13 protein-coding genes are annotated in these 19,403 nt (G+C 71.2%); 2 read left to right on the top strand and 11 right to left on the bottom strand.

Translation table 11 applies throughout. The features are described from left to right. Positions 1-10 precede the first annotated feature (10 nt). Positions 11-4,519, bottom strand: a complete 4,509-nt coding sequence (gltB, locus tag ACWEVS_RS21170) for a glutamate synthase large subunit (RefSeq protein WP_452552891.1) — start codon at positions 4,517-4,519, stop codon at positions 11-13. Positions 4,520-4,781: 262 nt separating this feature from the next. On the opposite strand from gltB, the gene ACWEVS_RS21165 reads away from it, so the two are divergent. Further along, positions 4,782-6,341, top strand: a complete 1,560-nt coding sequence (locus ACWEVS_RS21165) for a bis-aminopropyl spermidine synthase family protein (RefSeq protein ID WP_452552889.1) — start codon at positions 4,782-4,784, stop codon at positions 6,339-6,341. Positions 6,342-6,500: 159 nt separating this feature from the next. Here the strand turns inward: ACWEVS_RS21165 and ACWEVS_RS21160 are convergent, their stop codons facing one another. From ACWEVS_RS21160 to ACWEVS_RS21130, 7 genes are all read right to left on the bottom strand, one after another. Continuing rightward, complete coding sequence (locus tag ACWEVS_RS21160; RefSeq protein WP_452552887.1) at positions 6,501-7,112, bottom strand: hypothetical protein; 612 nt, start codon at positions 7,110-7,112, stop codon at positions 6,501-6,503. 11 nt (positions 7,113-7,123) lie between these two features. Then, entirely contained in the window at positions 7,124-7,912 is a 789-nt protein-coding gene (locus tag ACWEVS_RS21155; RefSeq protein WP_449920909.1) for a hypothetical protein, read from the bottom strand. Next, positions 7,909-8,616 (bottom strand): VIT1/CCC1 transporter family protein, encoded by a 708-nt coding sequence (locus ACWEVS_RS21150; RefSeq protein ID WP_354910451.1) that lies wholly within the window; start codon positions 8,614-8,616, stop codon positions 7,909-7,911. The genes ACWEVS_RS21155 and ACWEVS_RS21150 overlap by 4 nt, the downstream gene beginning before the upstream one ends. Further along, entirely contained in the window at positions 8,616-9,614 is a 999-nt protein-coding gene (gene lgt, locus ACWEVS_RS21145; protein ID WP_449920912.1) for a prolipoprotein diacylglyceryl transferase, read from the bottom strand. Before lgt ends, ACWEVS_RS21150 begins: the two co-directional genes overlap by 1 nt. Before the next feature lie 51 nt (positions 9,615-9,665). Continuing rightward, complete coding sequence (locus ACWEVS_RS21140; RefSeq protein WP_452552884.1) at positions 9,666-10,430, bottom strand: DsbA family protein; 765 nt, start codon at positions 10,428-10,430, stop codon at positions 9,666-9,668. Then, entirely contained in the window at positions 10,423-10,926 is a 504-nt protein-coding gene (locus ACWEVS_RS21135) for a MauE/DoxX family redox-associated membrane protein (RefSeq protein WP_452552882.1), read from the bottom strand. The genes ACWEVS_RS21140 and ACWEVS_RS21135 overlap by 8 nt, the downstream gene beginning before the upstream one ends. 108 nt (positions 10,927-11,034) lie before the next feature. Then, positions 11,035-11,880, bottom strand: a complete 846-nt coding sequence (locus tag ACWEVS_RS21130; protein ID WP_449920919.1) for an AraC family transcriptional regulator — start codon at positions 11,878-11,880, stop codon at positions 11,035-11,037. A 102-nt stretch (positions 11,881-11,982) separates the two neighbouring features. Between ACWEVS_RS21130 and ACWEVS_RS21125 the strand changes: the two genes are divergently transcribed. Beyond that, the gene (locus ACWEVS_RS21125; protein WP_452415675.1) at positions 11,983-13,725 is read left to right on the top strand and encodes a glycoside hydrolase family 35 protein; all 1,743 of its coding nucleotides are present in this window, start codon (positions 11,983-11,985) and stop codon (positions 13,723-13,725) included. Between the two features lie 58 nt (positions 13,726-13,783). On the opposite strand, the gene ACWEVS_RS21120 is transcribed toward ACWEVS_RS21125, so the two are convergent. The 3 genes from ACWEVS_RS21120 to ACWEVS_RS21110 all read right to left on the bottom strand — a co-directional run bounded on the left by ACWEVS_RS21120 (position 13,784) and on the right by ACWEVS_RS21110 (position 19,378). Beyond that, entirely contained in the window at positions 13,784-17,539 is a 3,756-nt protein-coding gene (locus ACWEVS_RS21120; protein ID WP_452552880.1) for an endo-alpha-N-acetylgalactosaminidase family protein, read from the bottom strand. A gap of 67 nt (positions 17,540-17,606) precedes the next feature. After that, positions 17,607-18,443 carry a carbohydrate ABC transporter permease gene (locus ACWEVS_RS21115; protein ID WP_449920927.1) on the bottom strand — a complete coding sequence of 279 codons (837 nt, stop codon included), beginning with the start codon at positions 18,441-18,443 and terminating at the stop codon, positions 17,607-17,609. Then, on the bottom strand, positions 18,440-19,378 hold the full coding sequence (locus ACWEVS_RS21110; RefSeq protein ID WP_354910435.1) for a carbohydrate ABC transporter permease: 939 nt from the start codon (positions 19,376-19,378) through the stop codon (positions 18,440-18,442). Before ACWEVS_RS21110 ends, ACWEVS_RS21115 begins: the two co-directional genes overlap by 4 nt. Positions 19,379-19,403 lie beyond the last annotated feature (25 nt).

The following is a 19,403-nucleotide window of genomic DNA, read 5'->3' as shown; positions in this document are numbered from 1 at the left end:
GTGCGCCTCCTTAACCCTGAACCGCGGCGGCCATGACCGCCTCGTCGATGTCCCTGCCTTCGATGCGGGCGGCCTCGGCGGCCTGCAGTACCCGCTTGTAGTCGGTCGGCATGACCTTGCCGAACCTGGTGAGCGCGCCGTCCCAGTCGGCCAGCAGTTCCTTGGCGACGGGGGAGCCCGTCTCCTCGAAGTGCCTGCCGACGGTCTCGTGCAGGAAGGCGGCGTCCTTGTCGGTCAGCGGCTCGATGGCGACCATCTCGCGGTTGACCCGCTCGGCCCGCAGGTCGAGCAGGTAGGCGACGCCGCCCGACATTCCGGCGGCGAAGTTGCGCCCGGTCGGGCCGAGCACGACGACCTTGCCGCCCGTCATGTACTCGCAGCCGTGGTCGCCGACGCCCTCGACGACCGCGGTGGCGCCGGAGTTGCGGACGCAGAAGCGCTCGCCGACCACGCCGCGGATGAACACCTCTCCCGACGTCGCGCCGTACAAGGCGACATTTCCGGAAATGATGTGGCCGTCCAGCGGGGCGGTGTCGTGCGGGCGGAGCGTGATCCGGCCGCCGGACAGGCCCTTGCCCAGGTAGTCGTTGGCGTCACCGGTCAGCCGCAGGGTCACGCCGCGCGGCACGAACGCGCCGAAGGAGTTGCCCGCCGAGCCGGTGAAGCTCACGTCGATCGTGTCGTCGGGCAGGCCCGCGCCGCCGTACCGCCTGGTCACCTCGTAGCCGAGCATGGTGCCGACGGTGCGGTTGACGTTGCGGATCGGCAGGTCGAGCGTGACCGGGGTGCCGTGCTCCAGCGCGCCCTCGGCCAGGGCGATGAGCGTGTTGTCCAGCGCCTGCTCCAGGCCGTGGTCCTGGGCCACGGTACGGCGAAGCGGCGTGCCCTCGGGCAGCTCGGGCCGGTGCAGGATCGGCGACAGGTCCAGACCGTTGGCCTTCCAGTGGTCCTCGGCCGCGCTCATGTCGAGCATCTCGACGTGCCCGATCGCCTCGTCGAGCGAACGGAAACCCAGCTCGGCGAGGTACTCGCGGATCTCCTCGGCGATGAACTCGAAGAAGTTCACCACGAACTCGGGCTTGCCGCTGAAGCGGCTGCGCAGCTCGGGGTTCTGGGTGGCGACGCCCACGGGGCAGGTGTCGAGGTGGCAGACGCGCATCATGACGCAGCCGGACACGACCAGCGGGGCGGTGGCGAAGCCGTACTCCTCGGCGCCGAGCAGGGCGGCGATGACCACGTCGCGGCCGGTCTTGAGCTGGCCGTCGACCTGGACGACGATGCGGTCGCGCAGGCCGTTCAGCAGGAGCGTCTGCTGGGTCTCGGCCAGGCCGAGCTCCCACGGGGCGCCCGCGTGCTTGAGCGAGGTCAGCGGGGAGGCGCCGGTGCCGCCGTCGTGGCCGGAGATCAGCACGACGTCGGCGTGCGCCTTGGAGACGCCCGCGGCGACCGTGCCGACGCCGACCTCGGCCACCAGCTTCACGTGGACCCTGGAGACCGGGTTGGCGTTCTTCAGGTCGTGGATGAGCTGGGCCAGGTCCTCGATGGAGTAGATGTCGTGGTGCGGCGGCGGCGAGATGAGGCCGACGCCGGGCGTGGAGTGCCTGGTCTTGGCGATCCACGGGTAGACCTTGTGGCCGGGCAGCTGGCCGCCCTCACCGGGCTTGGCGCCCTGGGCCATCTTGATCTGCAGGTCGTCGGCGTTGACCAGGTACTCGCTGGTCACGCCGAACCGGCCGCTGGCCACCTGCTTGATCGCGCTGCGCCGGGCGGGGTCGTACAGGCGCTCGGGCTCCTCGCCGCCCTCACCGGTGTTGGACTTGCCGCCGAGCCTGTTCATCGCGATGGCGAGCGTCTGGTGCGCCTCCATCGAGATGGAGCCGTAGGACATGGCGCCGGTGGAGAAGCGCTTGACGATCTCCGAGACCGGCTCGACCTCTTCCAGCGGCACGGGCGCCCGGTCGGACCTGAAGGTGAACAGGCCGCGCAGCGTCATCAGCTTCTCGGCCTGCGAGTCGACCAGGCCGGTGTACTCCTTGAAGATCTCGTAGCGGCGGCTGCGCGTGGCGTGCTGCAGCTTGAAGACCGTCTCGGGGTTGAACAGGTGCGGCTCGCCCTCGCGCCGCCACTGGTACTCGCCGCCCACGTTGAGCCGCCGGTGGGCGTTCTCGACGCGCGGGTAGGCGTGGCGGTGGCGGGCGGCGGCCTCCTGGGCGAGCACGTCGAAGCCGACGCCGCTCAGGCGCGAGGTGGTGCCGACGAAGCAGGTGTCGACGACCTCCTCGCCCAGGCCGAGCGCCTCGAAGATCTGCGCGCCGGTGTAGCTGGCCACCGTGGACACGCCCATCTTGGACATGACCTTGATGACGCCCTTGCCGTAGGCCTTGATCAGGTTGCGCACGGCCTTGGGCTTGTCGACCTGGAGCATGCCGGTGTCGACCATGTCCTCGACGGTCTCGATGGCGAGGTAGGGGTTGACGGCGCCGGCGCCGTACCCGATGAGCAGCGCCATGTGGTGGCACTCGCGCGCCTCGCCGGTCTCGATGACCAGGCCGATCTTGGTGCGGGTCTTCTCGGCGATGAGGTGGTGGTGGACGGCACCGGTCAGCAGTAGCGACGGGATCGGCGCGAGCCGCTCGGAGAAGCCGCGGTCGGACAGCACGATGACGCGCGCGCCGCCCGCGATCGCCTCGGAGACCTCGGCGCAGATGGCGGCCAGCCGGTCGCGCAGCGCCTGCCCGCCGCCGGCCACCTCGTACAGGCCGCTGACGACGTAGGGGTGGAAGCCGGGCAGGTGGCCCTCGTCGTTGATGTGGATGATCTTGGCGAGCTCGTCGTTGTCGATCACCGGGTACGGCAGGACCAGCTGCCGGCACGAGGCGGGGCCGGGCTCGAGCAGGTTGCCCTCGGGGCCGAGCGTGCTGGCCAGCGAGGTGACCAGCTCCTCGCGGATGGCGTCCAGCGGCGGGTTGGTGACCTGGGCGAACAGCTGGCTGAAGTAGTCGAACAGCAGCCTGGGCTTCTCGCTCAGCACGGCGACGGGCGTGTCGGTGCCCATCGAGCCGATCGGCTCCTGGCCGGTCCTGGCCATGGGGCCCAGGATGATCCGCAGCTCTTCCTCGGTGTAGCCGAAGGTCTGCTGCCGCTTGACCAGCGTCTCGTGGGTGGGCAGCTCGTGAGCGCGGGCGGGCAGCTCCTCGAAGCGCACCAGACCCGCGTGCAGCCAGTCCTCGTACGGGTGCGCCGAGGCCAGCTCGGCCTTGATCTCGTCGTCCTCGATGATCTTGCCGCGGGCGGTGTCGATGAGGAACATGCGGCCGGGCTGCAGGCGGCCCTTGCGGACGACGTCCTCCGGCGCGAAGTCGAGCACACCGGCCTCGGAGGCCAGCACGACCAGGCCGTCGGTGGTCACCCAGAACCGGCCGGGGCGCAGCCCGTTGCGGTCGAGGACGGCTCCGGCCAGCGTGCCGTCGGTGAAGGTGATCGAGGCGGGGCCGTCCCAGGCCTCCATCATCGAGGAGTGGAACTCGTAGAAGGCCCGGCGCTGCGGGTCCATCTCGGTGTGGTTCTCCCACGCCTCGGGGATCATCATCAGCACCGCGTGCGGCAGCGAGCGCCCGCCCAGGTGCAGCAGCTCCAGCGTCTCGTCGAAGGAGGCGGTGTCGGAGCCGTCCGGGTCGCAGATCGGGAAGAGCCGCTCCAGGTCGCCGGGGATGAGGTCGGAGGCCAGCATCGCCTCGCGGGCGCGCATCCAGTTGCGGTTGCCCTTGACCGTGTTGATCTCGCCGTTGTGGGCGACGTAGCGGTAGGGGTGGGCCAGCGGCCAGCTCGGGAAGGTGTTGGTCGAGAAGCGCGAGTGCACCAGCGCGATGGCGGTGTCGTAGCGCTCGTCGGACAGGTCGGGGAAGAACGGCTCGACCTGCAGCGGGGTGAGCATGCCCTTGTAGACCAGGGTGCGGCTGGACAGTGAGGGGAAGTAGACGTCCGCCTCGTGCTCGGCCCGCTTGCGCAGGCAGAAGGCGAGCCGGTCCAGCTCCAGGCCGCTGCCGCCGTTCGGGTCGGCGACGAACAGCTGGCTGAAGTGCGGCATGACGGCGCGGGCGCTCGGGCCCGCGTTCGAGGTGTCCACGGGGACCTCGCGCCAGCCGAGGACCGTCAGGCCCTCCTGCGCCGCGATCTCCTCGATGAGCCGCACGGCGCTCTGCCGGGCCTGGCCGTCGACGGGCAGGAAGGCCATGCCCACGGCGTAGTGGCCGGGCTGGGGCAGCGGGAAGCCGGTGACGGCCCGCAGGAAGGCGTCGGGGATCTGCGTCAGGATGCCGGCGCCGTCGCCGGTGTCCGGCTCACTACCCTTGGCCCCCCGGTGGTCGAGATTGCACAGCGCCGTCAGGGCCTTCACGACGATCCCGTGGTCTCGGCGCCCGTTCGCGTCCGCGACCATGGCGACACCGCAGGCGTCGTGCTCGTTGGCGGGGTGGTAGAGGCCCTGGGGGGCGGGGAACCCGATGTGGGCAGCAGGCATTGAATCCCTCCCGTCGTCATCGTCTGCTTTGGTGTTGCAGGCGGGGACGACGTTGGCCCTGCTGCTGTTCGGTGGGTAGAGGGTATCGCACCCTGCCGGATTAGTGCCCACCCGGTCCACATCGCGAACATTCACAATATTTCGGCATGTGGACTCAGGTGTCCCAACACGCGATACCTTCCACATATTCCTCACTGATGTCCGCCCAGTCACCGGCGCCGGGCGCGCAGGCGCTCCCCCGTCGCGCGGCTAAGGTTGCTCCATGGAACGCGACGGCCTCGAAGCCCTGCTGGCGAGCGCGGGCGCCGACGGCAAACGGCTGCGCCACGCCCTCATGCTCGTGTGCGACAGCCAGTGGTGGACCCTGGCCGACCTGGTCAGGGCGAGCGCCACCTCCAGACGCTCCGTCGAGGCGCTCCTGCGCGAGATCAGGCTCGAACGGCAGGGCGAGCGCTTCCGGGTGCCGCTCCCGCACACCCCCGACTACCAGGACCTGTTCGCGGTCAGCGAGCCGCCCGCCGACCCCGTCGCCCACCTGCTCCCCCACTACGAGCACGTGGTCAAGCGCATGCACCACCTGATCAGGCATGCCCCCGCCGCGCGGCAGGCGCTCGACCACGTCTCCGCCACCGCCGAGACCGTCGTCCGCCGCGCGCTGCTGCTCGGCGCCAGGTTCTGGCTGCCGGGCGCGCGCGTGCTGTGCGTCGGCGACCACGACCTGACCTCCCTCGCGGTACGGCTGGTGCATCCCGAGGCCGAGGTGACGGTGGTCGACATCGACGAGCGCATCCTGGCCTACATCGACGCCCAGGAGCTGGGCGTGTCCACGCGGTGGGCCGACCTGCGGCTCGGGCTGCCCGCCTCGGTGCGTGAGCACGACCTGGCCGTCACCGACCCGCCGTACACGCCGGAGGGGGTGGGGCTGTTCGTGGGCCGCGCCGTCGAGGGACTGAAGGACGACGGCCGGATCCTGCTGGCCTACGGCGCGAGCGAGCGCACGCCCATGCTCGCGCTCAAGGTGCAGCACACGCTGTCGGCACTCAACCTCGCCTACGAGGCGGTCTACCCCGACTTCAACCGCTACTTCGGCGCGGAGGCGATCGGCTCGGCCGCCGACCTGTACATCCTGCGGCCCACGACGAAGACCCGCCCCGCCGTCGCGGCCCGCGTCGACAAGCTCGCGACCGCGATCTACACCCACGGGCCGCAGTCGATCGAGTCGGCACCCAAGGGGGCCGAGAAACCCCAGGGCGGTCCGGGCACGGGGCCCGACCTCGCGCCCGGGTTCGCGCCCGACCTGCTCGTCGGCGACTGGCCCAAGGAGCTGCCCCAGCCGCGCGCCAGGCTGGCCACCTGGCTGACCAAGCCGCACGCGACCGCGCCCTCGACGGTGGCGATCGCGGTGCCGGCGGGGCTCGAGGCCGCGCTCCCCCGCCTGCTGCTGGCCGGGCGCGCCGCGCGCGTGCGGGTCCACCTGGCCCAGCCGCCGCGCGACCTGCCGCGGCTCCCGGAAGTCTACGAGATCACCATGGACGGCCCGGTCCTGGACGCGGTACGGCTGCCGCCGCCCGCCGACGAGACGGGCCGGCTGGTGCGCCGGGTCCTGGACAACGCCCACGGCAAGGCGGCCAACACCTGGCGGGAGGGGCTGATCGCCGCCGCCGCGGCCAGGGGCGTGACGCTGACCAAGAACGACGCCAGGGCGCTCATCCGGGCGGCCGCCCCGTGGGTGGAGTCGGTCACCGTGCTGGAGCTGCCGCTCCACCGCCTGGAGTCGCTGCCCGAGGCGGTCGCCGCCACCCTCGCGGCCCTCCCCCGCTGACGGGCCCGGCGCCCGCCTCCGCCGCGGGACAAGGTGCCGGGCGGCGCGGCCCCGCACCGAGCTCAGGTCGCGCGACCGGGCGGCGGCCTCAGGCGGCTCAGGTGGGGCGGGCCTCAGGCGGGCCTCAGGCGGGCTCAGGTGGCGGGCCCTCAGGCGTGCTCAGGTCGCGGCGATGACGCGGTCCGCGACGACCGCGCGGGCCAGGCCGTCGAGCGCGATCTGCGGGTGGACGAGGTCGTGGTCGCCGCCGCCGACCGGCCCGACCCAGCTCACCGTCACGAAGTGGCCGAGGGCCCGGGCCTGCGCCCTGCTGCGGGCGGCGTCGAAGGCGACCGTCTGCCGGACGAAACCGCTCGATCCCAGCGCGGACACCAGTGCGTCGGCGGCCCGTCCGTCGGTCAGGTTGAACAGCAGGAACTGGCCCGCGACCGTCCGGTCCGCGCTGGTGTAGGCGGCGTGCAGGACCTGCGTGCAGCCCTCGGCCGCCACGCCCGCCAGCATCTCGCCGCAGTCGTCCAGCAGGCCGGAGGAGCCGCGCACCATGGTGACCCCGCCCGAGGCGAGCGTCGTGGTCTGCGGGCCGAGAACCTCGGCCACGGTGAGCGGCGTGGGGTCGAGCGCGGCGGTGTGGATGACGGCGTACTGCGCCGAGGTTCGCTCGCCGGCGAAGACCCCGGGTCGCGGCCCGTCGCCGCGCAGGAAGAGATAGGCCGTGGCGGCGGCGAGCGCCACCAGGGCGACCAGGACGGGGATGAGAACGCGGCGCGGCACGGTCATCAAGCCTAGGAGGTGCCGGTGAGCGCCACGACCCGCTTGAACAGAGCCTTCTCGGCGGCCCGCACGGTCAGGGCGAGGTTGGCGAAGTCGTCCCTGGGTGCGGGCTCGGCGCCGTCGGCGCGCGCCAGCCACACCAGCGCCACGTAGTGGCCGAGCGCGTAGGCGCCGCCCTCGGTGTAGGCGTCCGGGGGGAAGGCGGTGACCGGACGCACCCAGCCGCCCCTGTGCAGCGACTTCAGCGACTCGACCAGCTCGCCCGCGACCTTGGCGTCGTTGAGGTTGAGCAGCGTGAACTGGGCCAGGTAGCGGCCGTCGGCGCTGGTGTAGGCGGCGCGCGCGGCCTGCGAGCAGCCCGCCTCGGCGGCCTCGGTGACCAGCTCCGCGCCCCAGAGGGCGGCCGCGCAGTCGGCGTCGACGACCTTCTCCGACAGTTTGAAGGTGACCTTGTGCGCCCCGGTGAGGGTCCTGCCGGGGAACAGCTCCTTGGCGGTGAACGGCTTGGCGTCCTTGGACCGCTCGGCGATGGGCTCGAACACCTTGGGCGAGGCCCATCCCTCGAACCGCTCCGGCCGTAGCCCCTCGACGGTCAGCCCGGCGGCCTGCTGCGGCTCGGTCCTGGCGTCGGCGCCGAGCGCGGCGACGACGGAGGTGAGCGTCACGGCGGCGACGAGCACGCCCGCGACGCAGGCGATGATCACCAGCAGGCGCTGCTGTTCCGGCCTCAGCCCCCAGTCGGTGAGCAGGGGGAGGTTCCAGTCGGGCGGCGGTGTCTTCCGGCGTTTCCTGGTGCTCACAGCCCGCCCGTTCCTCCGATCAGGTGGCCGAGTCCGAAGGTGAGGCCCGCCGCCACGACCCCGACGACGAGCTGGCGCAGCCCCGAGTACCACCAGCTGCGGGCGGTGACGGTGGAGACCAGCGCGCCCGCCCCGAACAGCGCCAGGCACGACAGCACGGCCGAGGCGGTCAGGCTCGTGACGCCGAGCAGGTACGGCAGCAGCGGCAGGAGCGCGCCCACGCTGAAGGACAGGAACGACGACACCGCGGCGGTCTTGGGTGAGGGCAGGTCGGCAGCGGTGACGCCCAGCTCGGCCTGGGTGTGGACCTCCAGCGCCCGGTGCGGGTCGCGGGAGATCTGCCTGGCCACCTCGGCGGCGAGCTCCGGGTCGACGCCCTTGTCGATGTAGGCCTGGGCGAGCTCTTCCTGCTCGGCCTCGGGATGCCGGGCGAGCTCGCGCCGTTCGACGTCGATCTCGGCGAGGGCCAGCTCGCGCTGGCTGGCCACCGAGACGTACTCGCCGCCCGCCATGGAGAACGCGCCCGCGGCCAGCCCCGCGATGCCGGCGAGCGCGATCACCTTGGTGTCGCCGGTGCCGCCCGCGACACCGGCGATGAGCGCGAAGTTGGACACCAGCCCGTCCATCGCGCCGAAGACCGACGGGCGCAGCCATCCGCCGTTGACGTCACGATGCTGGTGGTGGATCTCCGCGCGCCCGCTCATCAGGACTTCTCTTCCTCCGGTACGGCCTGGGCCTTGCCGTCCCCTTCCCCGTCGGGCGCCTTGTCCTCGTCGTCGTTCCGCTCGCTCCCCGCGCTGTCCTCCTCACCGGCGGGCGGCGCCTGCTCGGCGGCGGTGTCGCCGCCGGACGGGTCGGCCGAGGGCGAGACGACGATCTCCTCGGTGTCCTTGTTCCTGGTGGCCCAGAAGTAGACCAGGGCGCCGACGAACAGCACGAGCGCGGTCCACTGGTTGATGCGCAGGCCGAGGAAGTGGACGGCGTGGTCGACGCCGCCGACGGGGTCGACCCGCAGCCCCTCGATCCAGAACCGGCCGAGGGTGTAGCCGGCCACGTAGAGCGCGAACAGCCTGCCGTGGCGCAGCGTGAACCGCTTGCCCACCCAGATCAGCAGGAAGCCGAGCGCGACGTTCCACAGCGACTCGTACAGGAACGTCGGGTGGTAGAGGCCGGTGTAGCCCTCGATCGTGCCCGCCTTGCCCGGTTCGATCTCCAGCCCCCAGGGCAGCGTCGTCGGGCTGCCGAACAGCTCCTGGTTGAAGTAGTTGCCCCACCGGCCGATGGCCTGGGCGAAGGCGATGCCGGGCGCGACGGTGTCGGCCACCGCGCCCAGTGACAGCCCCCGCTTACGGCAGGCCAGCCAGACGCCCACGCCGCCGAGCGCGATCGCCCCCCAGATGCCGAGCCCGCCGTTCCAGATGAACAGCGCCTCGTACGGCTCGTTGGGCGCCCGGTCACCGAAGTAGAGCTGCCAGTCGGTGATCACGTGGTAGAGGCGGCCGCCGATCAGGCCGAAGATCACCGCCGGGACGGCGATGTCGACGATCGTTCCGGGCGTGCCGCCGCGAGCCCGCCAGCGACGCTCGCTGATCCAGACCGCGACGATGACGCCCAGGACGATGCACAGCGCGTAGGCCCTGATCGGGATCGGGCCGAGGTACCAGACCCCCTGGGAGGGGCTGGGAATCGAGGCAAGGGGCATGTCAGTGGAGAGTAGCGGACCGAGGGCTACTTGGCGGCATCGAGCCGAGGGCTACTTGCCGGCATCGAGCACGACCCTGCGCAGCTCGCTGGGCACGAAGGCGACGTCCTGCTCCATCTTGGTGCCGTTGAGCTTGACCGTCGGCGTGCCCTCGATCTTGGCCGCGGCGAGCGCCTTGTCGCTGTCGGCGATGTGGGTCTGAGCGTGCTTCTGCGAGGTCACGCAGGTGGCGAAGTCGGGGGCGGTGACGCCGGCCTCCTTGCCGAGCTCGACCAGCTCGGCGGTAGTGAAGCCCTCGACGTGCTCCTGGGGCTGCTTCTCGAAGAGCTTGTCGTGGAAGGCCATCCACTGCTTGCCGTCGGTGACGCAGCGGGCCGCGGCACCGGCGCGTACCGAGTTGCTCCGGGTGATGCCCTTGTTCATCTGCGGCGGGAAGATCGTCAGCGGGTGGTAGACGACCTTGGCCTTGCCCTCGGCGGCCAGGTTCTTGAACGTGGCGCCGCTGGTCTTCTCCAGCTGCTTGCAGGCGGGGCACTGGAAGTCTTCGTAGATGTCGATGACGGGGGCGGTCACGCCCGGGTTGGCCATCACGGCCGTGCCGTCGCTCTGCAGCGCGATGGGCGCGAGGTTGTCGCCGGCCTGCTCCGACTGGCTCTGGTTGGCCGCGTACAGCCACCCGGCGCCGACGGCCGCGAGGGCGACGACGCCCACGGTGACGTAGGTGGCCATGCGCTTGCGCTGGTCCTGCTTCTTGTCGGCCTCGCGCTGCGCCTTGATCCTGTCCCGCGCGGACTGTTCCCGCTGGGCCTTACTCATCGTCGTCCCCTTCGAAATCATCACTGTGCCCGCTTCCTCCCGCCAGCCCGAGGGCGGCGTCCAGGGCGAACCGCCCCGGAGGGAAGCGAACGGTCCACGCGGCCAGCAGCACCAGGCCGAAGTCGCGGACGATGTCGAGCAGGTAGCTCGGCTCCTCCCACGCCTTGAGCTCGCCGCCGCCGCCGAAGCAGCCGCAGTCGATCCGCAACCCGTTGGCCCACGCCCACGCGATACCGAGGACGAAGGCCAGCATGAGGAGCCCGCCCACCACCGCGGCCACCCTGGTGAGCAGGCCGGCCACCAGCAGCACGCCGACGACGATCTCCACGATCGGCAGGGCGTAGCCCACTGCCGTGGCGATCGCCTCGGGCAGCAGCTGGTAGGCCTTGACGGCCAGGACGGAGTTGTAGATACTACCGATCTTCAGGCCGCCGGCCACGATCAGCACTCCACCCAGGACCAGTCGAGCGACGGTCGTCACCCAGGGTATCGCCACCCTCGCACGCTGTAGCGGTTGCAACGCGGTCACATGCCTCTCCTCTGTTGTCGCACCTGGGAATGCGCACAGTACCTGGGTGTCATCTGATCACGTGCTGAATAAGGCTCAACTAAGGTCGGCGGTCACCAGACCGCCGTGTTGCTGAGCGCGGAACTCGCTGGGCGGCAGGCCCGCCCTGCGGGTGAAGATCCTGGTGAAGTAGGCGGGGTCGTCGTAGCCGACCCGCCTGGCGATCGCGGCGACCGGCAGCTCCGAGCCGGCCAGCAGGTCCTTGGCCCGGTTGAGCCTGATCGACAGCAGGTAGTCCTTGGGGCTGCAGCCGGCCAGGCGGCGTACCACCACGCGCAGGTCGCCGACCGTCATGCCGAGCCGTTTGGCGTGCTCGGCGACGGAGATGGGCAGGCAGGCGTCCCTGGCCAGGCCTGCCAACACCGGGTGGCCGGTGGCGTCCTCGTCGGCCCTGGCGTGCCGGAGCGCGACGAGGACCTCGTGGACCAGCGCGGAGGTCTCGACCTCCAGGTAGGGGCTGCCCCTGCGGATGGCCTGCGCGATGCGGCCGATGGCGTGCGCGGCGGGCTCGGCGGTGGTCAGCGGGGTGACGGGCGTGGCCGTGTCGACGAAGCCGAGGTCCTGGTAGGCGGTGGCGGCGGGCCCGGTGAAGTCGACGAACCATTCGACCCAGCCGGTGTCGTGCGGCGCGTAGTGGTGCTTGACGCCGGGCAGCAGCCACAGGACCGACGGGGCGGTGACCTCCACGGGTACGCCGCCGGCATGGGAGAACCAGCCGTTGCCCTGGGTGACGACGACGGCGACGTGGTGGTCGAGCGCGCGCGGGCCCACGGTGGGCAGCCGGCCCTCCAGGTGGCCGACGCCGAGGCAGACGAGGCCGAGCCTGCGGTGAGCGGGGCCTGGGGTGAGGTAGTGCATCCACCGCCGGAAGTCTTCGGCCATCCGCTCCCCCTTCCGTCCAACAACTTCACCAGCTTTGTCCATGGCCCCTGAGCTGGGGAATCGGCAAGCTGCTACGCGCGGAATCCTATCCCAAGGGGCAAGATGCGATATTTCACGATAAATGGGGGCGCTTTTCGGCTGGACGGCGAGGAGTTCAGGGTGCTTTCAGGCGCCCTGCACTACTTCCGCGTCCTCCCCGAGCAGTGGAGCCACCGGCTGAGGATGCTGAGGGCCATGGGCCTCAACACGGTGGAGACCTACGTGCCATGGGACCTGCACGAGCCCCGCAAGGGAGAGTTCCGCAGGCTCGACGAGCTGGGCGCCTTCCTCGACGCCGCGGCGGCCGAGGGGCTGCTGGCCATCGTCAGGCCCGGGCCGTACATCTGCGCGGAGTGGGACAACGGCGGCCTGCCCTCGTGGCTGACCGCCGAGCTCGGCCCCCGGGTGCGCACCAGGGACGCTGAGTACCTCTCCCACGTCGAGCGCTTCTTCGACGAGGTCGTCCCGCTGATCGCCGACCGGCAGGTCACCAGAGGCGGCAACGTGATCATGGTGCAGGTCGAGAACGAGTACGGCTCCTACGGCAGCGACGCCGTCTACCTGCGCCACCTGGCCGACGACCTGATCGCGCACGGCGTCGAGGTTCCCCTGTTCACCTCCGACGGCGCCGACGACTTCTACCTGACCGGCGGCACCGTCCCCGGCGTGCTGGCGACCGTGAACTTCGGCTCCGGTCCCGAGGCGGCCTTCGCCAAGCTGCGCGAGCACCGCCCCGACGACCCGCTGATGTGCATGGAGTTCTGGTGCGGGTGGTTCGACCACTGGGGGCAGCCGCACGTCACCCGCGACGCCGCCGACGCGGCCGACAACCTGGAGCGGATCCTGGGCGCGGGCGCGTCGGTGAACCTGTACATGGCCCACGGCGGCACCAACTTCGGTACCACCGCCGGCGCCAACCGGGTCGGCGAGCTGGCCCGCGGCGAGTACCGGCCCACGGTCACCTCCTACGACTACGACGCCCCGATCGACGAGCGCGGCGCCCCGACGGAGAAGTTCTGGCGCTTCCGCGAGATCCTGTCCCGGTACAACCCGTCGCCGCCGGACGTGCCCGGACTGCCTCCCGTGCTCCCGCCCTCCGTGGTGCCGCTGGCCGAGTCCGTACGGCTGCGCGACGTCCTGGACGAGGTGGCGGGTCCCGCGGTGACCGCTCCGCTGCCGCCGTCGTTCGAGGATCTCGGGCTGGCCCACGGTCTGGTGCTGTACCAGGTGGAGGTGCCGGGGCCGCGCAGGCCGTACCGGCTGCGGGTGGGCAGCGTGCACGACCGCGCCCACCTGTACGTGGACGGCGAGCTGGCGGCGGTGCTGGAGCGCGACGGCGAGGAGCCGGTGCTGGAGGTGCCGGGCCCGGCGCGGCTGGAGCTGCTGGTGGAGTCGATGGGCAGGACGAACTACGGGCCCGCGCTCGGCGAGCGCAAGGGCCTCATGGCGCCGCCCATGCACGACCGGCAGTACCTGCACGGCGTGACGGCCAGGCCGATCCCGCTGGACGAGCTGCCCGCCCTGCCGTTCGGGGAGGGGCCGGGCGCGCAGGTGCCCGCCTTCTTCCGCGGCGCGTTCGAGGCGGCCGAGCCGGCCGACGCTTTCCTCGCCCTGCCCGGCTGGGGCAAGGGATACGTGTGGGTGAACGGTTTCCTGCTCGGCCGTTACTGGGACAGGGGCCCGCAGCGCACGCTGTACGTGCCGTGGCCGCTGCTGCGGGCGGGCGCGAACGAGGTGGTGATCCTGGAGCTGGACCGCGCGGGGTCGCCGGAGCTCGAGCTGCGTCCCGAGCCCGACCTGGGCTAGTGGTCACATGAGGCGGGCCCCAGGGGAACCTCCCCTGGGGCTCGGCGCGTGTCAGGGGTCAGCGGCAGGAGAGCCTGGCGTCGCCCCAGTCGGCGTGGTCGTTGCCGTTGCCGTCGCCGCCGTCGGCGACGCGCAGCTGCACGTTCCTGGCGCCGGTGACGTCGGCCTTCAGCTCGTAGGCGGGGTCGGCGGCGCGCAGCACCGGGCTCTGCGCCACCACCGTGCCGTCGGCCACGACGGAGTACTGGACCGACCCGCGCGTGGTCTGCACGTCGTCGACGCCGACCCAGGCGGACAGGGCGGTGCAGCGCCCGCCGAGGAAGTAGGTGATCGTGGCGGGAGCGTGGGTGCCCAGGCCCTTGGCGAAGGACCGGCCGCCGATCGTGATCGGCCTGCCGTCGCCCTGGCCCTGCTCGCCGTTGGACTGGTCGCGCTCGACGGGCCCCCAGCCGTTGGTGGCCGCGGTCCAGTCGATGTCGCTGACGTACACGTCGCTGGTGGGCGGCGGCGGCATCGTCCGTACGGCGGCGCCGGCCTCCAGCGTCTTGACGACCCCGCCCACCTCGTAGGTGAGGGTCGCCTTGAGCTGGTAGGGCTGGTACGGCGCGTCGACGGGCGGCGTGACCTTCCACGCGGTGGACAGCTGCCGGCCCGGCTCGACGGCGGCGGCGGTGCCCTCGCCGGTGACCGTCCAGCCCTGCGGCGCGGTCAGCCGTACCGAGACGTTACGCGCGGCGGTGTCCTCCAGGTTGGCGAACACGGTGGTCACGTCGTTGGGCAGGCCGGGCTCCAGCGTCTCGGCGGCCGGGCGGACCGCCAGCGAGGCGCAGGCGAGCTGGTCCTGGGCGGGGCCGAGGTCGGTGACGGAGAAGTCGTCGAGGACGAAGTCGGCGCCGTCCCTTTCGGCCTGCAGCGAGCGCAGGCCCACCCAGACGTCGCCGCAGCCCGCGACGACCCGCTCGGTGAACGTGGCGGTGGTCAGCTTCTGCTCCAGCGGGGTCTGGCGCAGTTCGACCGTCTGGCCGGCCTTGTCGTAGCCGGTCACCCAGGCGAAGGTGTTCGGCAGCGCGTTCTGGTAGCGGAAGGACACCTCGTAGGCGTGTCCCGGCTCGAACCTGGTGCTCCACGGCACGGTCCGGTAGACCAGTCCCCTGCGCTCCTCGTGCGCCTTCAGCGACTCCTGCCCGCCGATGACGTCGTCGACGGCCTTGCCGTTCCAGCCGGCCTGGGTGTAGGGGGCGTGCTTCTGGGCGATGTGGGTGCGCGGGTCGGTGCTGCCGCCGGCGTCGCCCTTGACGAACGGGCCCCAGCCCTGGTCGACGTGCTCGAAGTCCTCGACCTTGCCGGTGGGCTCGGCCCGCACCAGCCGTACGTCGTCGACGCGCACGGCCGCCTGTCCCGCCTCGGCGGTGACGTGCACGGTCGCCTTGTCCTTGGGCGCGGTGAAGACCACCTTGACCCGCTGGAAGTAGGTGTCGTGCTTCTCGTCGGCGGCGACGTGGTTCTTGACGGCCGAGCGGTCGAGGGAGGCGGAGACGTTCAGCCCGCGACCGCCGTCCACGGTGAGCGTGGTGCGCCGCGAGGCGCCCGGCTGGACCTCGATCCACGCCGAGAGGCTGTAGGTGGCGCCAGGGGTCAGGCCCTTGAGCCGCTGCCGCAGCTCGGCGCGCTCGCCGCCGCCGAGCAGCGCGACCCGCTGGCCCGTGGCGGTGGTCTCGACGCTGACCGCGCCGCCGGTCTCCCATGCGCCGGTGAGGTCGCCGTTGAAGCCGGGGTCGGCGACGCCGCTGCCCTCACCCCAGCGCGGGCGGTCCTGCTCGGGCGCCTTACCGGGGTAGAGCACGTACGGCACGCCCGCCTCGGCGGTCAGGGTGATCTTGCCGTCGACCGGGGTGACGGTGCCGGCCTCCACCCTGCCCTGGGTGGTGAGCTTGTAGACGCGCATCGTGGTGGTGGCGTCCCACGTGGTCGTCCCGCCCGCCGGGTTGTAGTGGTAGTACCTGCCCTCCCACGGGATCAGGTAGGTGCCGCCGTCGATCACCTTGGCGGAGCCGGCGTAGACCTCGCGCTTGCCGCCGACGGCCGTGGCGCGCACACCGTCGCCGAAGACGATGCCGTCGGCGTTCCAGTCCATGATCGGGAAGTGCTGGAGGTACTTGGCGGGGAGGTTGTTCTCCCAGATGTTGCGGTAGAAGGGGGTCCAGTCGACCTCGCCCGTCCAGCCCTCGAACTCCTCGATGCGGGCGTTGCCCAGGATGGGGTGGTTGTTCCAGACGTCCTTCTCCTGGTTGCGGATGAAGCGGATGATCTGGGAGTTGAGCCCCTTGTTGGTGGCGCCGCCGTAGTTGAGGTCGGCGGCCCAGTGCGACCACAGCGAGGCCCGCTCCAGCTTGTCGGCCCACTCGCTGGAGACCTGCCAGCCCTGCTCGCGCAGTTCGGCCAGGGTGCGGTCGGCCACCCAGCCGTGGGTGTAGTAGACGTCGAGGTAGAGCAGCGCGAGGTTGCGGTCGGTCTCCTCGCGCAGTTGCTTGAAGCGCTTGGCCAGGTTGCCCGTGGCCAGGTCGTGGCGCTGGTCGATGTAGTACGACTGGCCGAGCCAGTCCCAGCCGCGGGCGTTCTTGTTGACCAGGTTCTCGTCGAAGGCGCCGGCCTCGGCGTACGCCTCGGTGGCGTTGACGTGCACGCCGAAGGCGGCGTTCCAGTCCTTGCCGGCGCGCAGCAACGTGTTGAGGTCCTTCAGCCCGCCCGCGCGCTTGTTGTAGTTGCCGCCGTAGTCGGGGTGGGCGGAGTCGTGGCCCTCCGACTGGTAGCCCTTGAGGATGGCCAGCTGGCCGAGCCCGTCGGTGGCCAGCGAGATGCGCTTGACGTCGTCGAGCGTGCGCAGGAACGAGTGGGTGGCCTGGCTGGCGAAGTTGAAGGGGATGTGGATGGCTACGCGGTCGCGGGTCTGGTCGGCCCCGGGCGGCTTGACGCCGATCTCCCGGAAGGCGACGGCGCCGTCCTGCCAGTCGACGCCGCCGTCGCCGTTGGCGTCGGGGGTGACGACGACCTTGGCCCACGGCAGTTCCTCGGTGAACGGCGCGCCCGCGGCCCGGTAGGTCCACTGGCCGCTCCACACCCCGACGGTGACCCGGCCTGCCGCGTCCTTGCGGGCCTGGTGCCAGAACCTGGCCGCGTCCACGTTGGTGGGGCCCGAGGGCTGGTCGTAGCTGGAGTTCGACTCGATGGCGGCGGCGAGCCCGCCGGTGTTCACGATGGCGTAGGTGGCGCCCACGGGGGCCGTCTCGGCCGGGGTGGCCGGGGTGACCTGCGCGAACCTGTCCGCGGTGCGGGTGGAGTCGGGGTCGAGCCTGGTGAAGGCGGTGGCGGCGCCCGCCTGGTCGCTGGAGACCGACACCAGGTCGTGCCCCGGGATGTCGATCGTGCCGACCCTGAAGGCCTCGGTGTCCTTGACGGCGTCGATCCTGAACGTGGTGGTCCGGCCGTCCAGGGCGATGCTGGCCTCCAGCTCGACGCCGGGCAGCGCGTCGAAGGTCAGCCGGTACCGGGCCGCCGCGGCGTCGCTCCCGATGGAGACGCCCTTGACCGGGTACGGCTTGCCGTTCAGCACCACGTCGGTGACCGGGGCGGCCGAGCCGCCGAGCTTGTCGCCGCTGGGGGCGGTGTAGCCGAGCACGCGGGGGAAGTCGCTCGCCACGGCGACGGTGAGCTCCGGCGAGGTGAGGGTGATCACCTCCTCGGCGGCGGCCGTTGGCGTGAGTGCTAATCCGGACAGCGTGAGGCCGCCCGCCAGGGCAGCCGAAAGCAGACGCATGGGCATCGCTCCTGCGCGTTAGGGGGGTGTAAGGGGGGTGTTGGGGTGAGAAGGGGGTGGAGCAGGCTCAGAGCTTGACGCCGCCCGCGGCGAGGTCCGCTTTCCAGAACCTCTGCAGGCCGATGAAGGCGAGGATGACGGGGATGACGGACACGAACGCGCCGGTGATGACCATGTCGCGGTAGAAGCCGTAGCGCAGGCTGTTCCACTTGACCAGGCCGAGCGTGATCGGCCACAGCGACTCGTCGTTCAGGACGATATTCGGCAGGAAGAAGTTGTTCCAGATCGCCACGAACTGGAACAGGAAGAGCGTGACGAGGGCGGGGGCCATCAGCCTGATGGCGACGGTGAAGAAGATGCGCAGCTCGCCGGCGCCGTCCAGCCGGCCCGCCTCCAGCAGCTCGCCGGGCACCGCCGCGTCGGCGTAGACCCTGGCGAGGTAGACGCCGAACGGGCTGACCATGCTCGGCAGCAGCACCGCCCACATGGTGTTGAGCAGGCCGATCTGGGTGAGCAGCAGGTACAGCGGCAGGCCCAGCAGCGGGACGGGGATGAGCACCGCGAACATGATCGTGGCGAAGACGGCGCCGCGTCCCCTGAAGGGGTACTTCGACAGCGCGTAGCCCGCCATGGCGGAGATCACGGTCGCGCCGAGCGCGCCGCCGACGGAGTAGACGACCGTGTTGAGCATCCAGCGGGGGTAGACGCCGCCGTCCTGCTCCATCAGCCTGGCGAGGTTGGTGCCGAGGTTGAGGTCGCCGAACCACAGCGCTGGCGTGTCGAACAGGTCGCCGCCCGACTTGGTGGCCGAGACCAGCAGCCACCAGATCGGCAACAGGATGTAGACCGCGACCAGGAACATGAACGCGGTGGTCAGCGTGCGCGAGCGCACGGTCGGCTTCATCGGTTCACTCCCCGGGCGGTCAGCCAGGCCGACAGTCGGATGAACAGGTAGGACAGGCCGGCCGCGAGCACCGCGAGCGTGAGCGCGATGGCCGTGCCCTGGCCGTAGTCGTTGTTGTCGAGGGCGACCTGCAGCGACCGCATCAGCGGCGTGTAGTCCCTGCCGACGGCGGGGGTGATCCTGCTGAGCACCATCGGTTCGTTGAACAGCTGCAGGGTGCCGATGATGGAGAACACTCCGGTGAGCACCAGCGAAGGCCGCACCAGCGGGATCTTGACGTACCAGGCGGTCTTCCAGCCGCCGGCGCCGTCCAGCTCGGCCGCCTCGTACAGCGAGGAGGGGATCGACTGCAGCGCCGCGTAGATGACCAGCATGTTGAAGCCGACCCAGGTCCAGGTGACGATGTTGGCCATCGACCACATCACCACGTTGTCCGACAGCAGGTCGAAGGGGAGCAGGTCGGCCACCGGGGAGATGTCGGGGGTGTAGAGGAACGACCAGACGATGGCGGCGATCACGCCCGGCACCGCGTACGGCAGGAAGTAGGTCAGCCGGAAGAAGCCCTTGAACCGGGCGCTCGCGCTGTCGAGCAGGAGGGCCAGCACCAGCGAGAGACCCAGCATGATCGGCACCTGGACGACGCCGAACAGCAGCAGCCTGCCGACGCCGGCCACGAAGCTGCCGTCGGCGAAGACGGCGGTGAAGTTGTCCAGCCCGGAGAAGACCCGCTCCGGGGTGCCGAAGCCGAGCCCCGAGCGCTTCACCCGGTAGAAGCTCTCGTTGATCGCGTAGCCGATCGGGACCAGGAAGAAGACGACGAACAGCACCGTGAACGGCAGCAGGAAGACGAACGCCGCCTTGTTGCTGGTCGGCCTGCCGCGTCTGCGGGCGGGGGCGGCTCTGGTCTCGTCGGCTCGGAGCTGGATTGCTGCCATCGGTCCTCCACGTCACCGCCGGTCG

This window comes from Nonomuraea sp. NPDC003754 (assembly GCF_053605785.1).
Note: the sequence above shows the minus strand (reverse complement) of the source record. Positions and strands in the feature narration are given on the sequence as shown.

Bases quoted from the DNA above. Each gene is read 5' to 3' on its own strand.
- gltB (WP_452552891.1), bottom strand. From the start codon at position 4,519: ATGCCTGCTGCCCACATCGGGTTCCCCGCCCCCCAGGGCCTCTACCAC.
- ACWEVS_RS21165 (WP_452552889.1), top strand. From the start codon at position 4,782: ATGGAACGCGACGGCCTCGAAGCCCTGCTGGCGAGCGCGGGCGCCGAC.
- ACWEVS_RS21150 (WP_354910451.1), bottom strand. From the start codon at position 8,616: ATGAGCGGGCGCGCGGAGATCCACCACCAGCATCGTGACGTCAACGGC.
- lgt (WP_449920912.1), bottom strand. From the start codon at position 9,614: ATGCCCCTTGCCTCGATTCCCAGCCCCTCCCAGGGGGTCTGGTACCTC.
- ACWEVS_RS21140 (WP_452552884.1), bottom strand. From the start codon at position 10,430: ATGAGTAAGGCCCAGCGGGAACAGTCCGCGCGGGACAGGATCAAGGCG.
- ACWEVS_RS21130 (WP_449920919.1), bottom strand. From the start codon at position 11,880: ATGGCCGAAGACTTCCGGCGGTGGATGCACTACCTCACCCCAGGCCCC.
- ACWEVS_RS21125 (WP_452415675.1), top strand. From the start codon at position 11,983: ATGCGATATTTCACGATAAATGGGGGCGCTTTTCGGCTGGACGGCGAG.
- ACWEVS_RS21120 (WP_452552880.1), bottom strand. From the start codon at position 17,539: ATGCGTCTGCTTTCGGCTGCCCTGGCGGGCGGCCTCACGCTGTCCGGA.
- ACWEVS_RS21115 (WP_449920927.1), bottom strand. From the start codon at position 18,443: ATGAAGCCGACCGTGCGCTCGCGCACGCTGACCACCGCGTTCATGTTC.
- ACWEVS_RS21110 (WP_354910435.1), bottom strand. From the start codon at position 19,378: ATGGCAGCAATCCAGCTCCGAGCCGACGAGACCAGAGCCGCCCCCGCC.